The sequence below is a fragment of the Ferruginibacter sp. genome (genome assembly GCF_031430955.1).
Taxonomy (GTDB): Bacteria; Bacteroidota; Bacteroidia; order Chitinophagales; family Chitinophagaceae; genus Ferruginibacter.
Map to the genome: position 1 here is coordinate 1 of NZ_JANPCM010000420.1, position 2,772 is coordinate 2,772.

The following is a 2,772-nucleotide window of genomic DNA, read 5'->3' on the forward strand; positions in this document are numbered from 1 at the left end:
CCCCTACCTTTGCGCCTCATAAAAAATTATTAAAATGAAATCAATTACAATCGAAGGACAACTGAGGACCGAAAGCGGAAAAAAAGCCACCCGCCATCTTCGCTCTCAGCAACAAGTGCCAGGTGTAATTTATGGTGGTAAAAAAGAGATTAATTTCTCTGCTCCGGCTACTGCTTTTAAAGACATCGTTTACACATCAGAATTTATGCTGACAGACGTTAAAATTGACGGCAGCACTTACCGTTGTATTTTAAAAGACCTGCAGTTTAACAAAGTAACCGATTTATTAACCCATGTTGACTTTTTAGAATTAGTGGATGATAAAAAAGTAATTGCAACTTTGCCGTTAAAATTTGTTGGTACACCTGCCGGTGTTAAGGAAGGTGGTAAGTTGGTTATAAAAATGAAATCGCTTAAAGTAAAAGCATTTCCTAAGTATTTAAAAGAACATATTGATGTTGATATCAATAAATTAGAACTGAACGAAAACATAAGGGTAGAAGACGTAAAGTTGGATAACATAGAAGTTTTAAACTCTCCACGTATTCCCATTGCTTCTGTAACTATGACAAGGCAGTTAAAACAGGAAGAAGCAACAGCGCCAAAAACTGCTGCCGCTGCTCCTGCTGCTGCAAAAGCTGCAGCACCTGTCGCCGCTGCAAAAGCACCTGCTGCAAAAAAATAAAAACTATTTTATTTATACTGATGCCCCCACAAAACATGGGGGCATTTTTTATTGCCAATGAGCCAATAACTGCAAACACTTAACCCATAACTTTCCCTACCTTTGCGCCTTAAAATTATTTTACAATGGGAATGGACAGGAATACGGTTATAGGTTTTGTGCTGATTGGGATGTTGTTGATTGGGATGTTTTATATTAATAGTAAAAGCAGCCAGGAATTTCAGGTACAAGAAAAAAAGAAAGCAGATTCTATTGCAGCCCTTGCACCTAAGTCAGATACAAATGCTTTGAAAAAAGATGCTAAAATTACAGACTCCATACTTAATGCTAAAAAACAATTGCCCACTACTTTTATAACCGATACTGTTGAGCAATTAACCACCATTGAAAACGATGTATTAAAAGTTACATTTACCAACAAAGGCGGCCAGCCAAAAGCAATTGAACTAAAAAAGTTTACAACACTTGATAAAAAAGCGGTTAAGTTAATGGCGGGTGATTTTAATAAGCTTTCATACGAATTTAAGACCGAAGGAAAGACTTCAAAAACAAGTGATATTTTCTTTATTAAAAATGAAAATAAGGTTAATGCTGATAGCAGTCAGTCTTTAACTTACAGTATTAAAGATTCAGCAGGGGATGTAATAACCCATCAGTTTATTTTGCCATCACCCGGTAAAAACGGGTATATGCTTGATTTTAATATCAACCTGAAGAATGCAGCCAGCATGGTTGATCAAAGCATTATGAATTTTTTATTGCAAACAGAAATTCCTCAAATTGAAAAAAATCTTACTTACGAAAAACAACAAACACATATTTGCTATTACTACAATGGAAAATATGATTTTGTACAACTGGGCAGTGGCGGTAACGAAAAATTTGATAAACCCATTGACTGGTTAGCCATCAACCCACAATTTTTTGTAAGCAATTTAATTGCAAAAAATAAATTTCAAAGTGCCGAATTAAATTGGGTAACCCCTGCCGATTCTTTAAAAATAATTTTGCAGGCTACCGCAAATTGCAGGATTACTGTGCCGGCAAATGGGGTAGTGCCATTGCAATTATATTACGGGCCTAATGATTATACAATTTTAAAAAAATATAATAACGAAATGGGGCAAATTGTTACTTATGGCAGCGGTCCCTTTTCTTTTGTAAAATATATTAACCGTCATTTTTTACTACCAGTTTGGGATTTTATAAGAAGTAATGTTGCCAGCTATGGTATGGTAATTTTGCTGTTAACATTATTAATACGCCTTATTACTTCTCCTATTCTTTATAAGAGTTATTTAAGTGGAGCAAAGATGAAAGTATTAAAGCCCGAGGTTGATGCACTTAAAGCAAAGTTTACCGACAAGAGCGGAAGTTTAGATCAGCAGGCATTTAGTATGGAGCAAATGAAACTCTGGAAATCAGCAGGTGTAAGCCCATTAGGCGGGTGTTTGCCGGCGTTATTGCAAATTCCCATCTTTATGTCGCTGTATTATTTCTTCCAGGCTAATATTGCATTAAGGGGCGAAAGTTTTTTGTGGGCAAAAGATTTAGCAGCTTATGATTCTATTTATAACTTTGGGAATATTCCTATTATTAGTTCTGTGTATGGTGACCATATAAGTTTATTTACAATAACTGCAACATTAACCAGTTTACTTATTTCTATTTACAGCATGAGCAGCATGCAGGATAATACCAATCCTGTTATGAAGTATATGCCGTATATTTTTCCAGTAATACTGTTAGGTGTATTTAATAATTTACCTGCTGCATTAACCTGGTATTATACTGTTTCTAACACTATAACTCTCATCCTGCAAATAGTTATACAGAAATATATTATCAATCACGAAAAAATACTGGCTCAAATATCGGAAAACCGAAAAAGGCCTGTTAAGCAAAATAAACTTCAGGAACGGTTAGCTGCAATGCAGGAAAGCCAAAAAAAGATACAGGATATTAAAAGTAAAACAACAAAAAAGTAGAATTTTAAGTTAAAAAATATTGACCTGCAACCTAATTAACCGGTTGCAGGTCTTTTTATTTGGAGTGTAAAATTTCTTTGGTACAGGATTTTATTATCT

2 protein-coding genes are annotated in these 2,772 nt (G+C 34.8%); both read left to right on the top strand.

Annotated elements, in window-relative coordinates:
* Positions 1–34 precede the first annotated feature (34 nt).
* Positions 35–685 carry a 50S ribosomal protein L25 gene (locus tag ACY65O_RS11700; RefSeq protein ID WP_462221036.1) on the top strand — a complete coding sequence of 217 codons (651 nt, stop codon included), beginning with the start codon at positions 35–37 and terminating at the stop codon, positions 683–685.
* Positions 686–810: 125 nt separating this feature from the next.
* The gene (gene yidC / locus ACY65O_RS11705) at positions 811–2,673 is read left to right on the top strand and encodes a membrane protein insertase YidC (protein ID WP_462221037.1); all 1,863 of its coding nucleotides are present in this window, start codon (positions 811–813) and stop codon (positions 2,671–2,673) included.
* Positions 2,674–2,772: the final 99 nt, after the last annotated feature.

Excerpts from the sequence above, each read along its gene's own strand:
- ACY65O_RS11700 (WP_462221036.1), top strand. The coding sequence starts at position 35 with ATGAAATCAATTACAATCGAAGGACAACTGAGGACCGAAAGCGGAAAA.
- yidC (WP_462221037.1), top strand. The coding sequence starts at position 811 with ATGGGAATGGACAGGAATACGGTTATAGGTTTTGTGCTGATTGGGATG.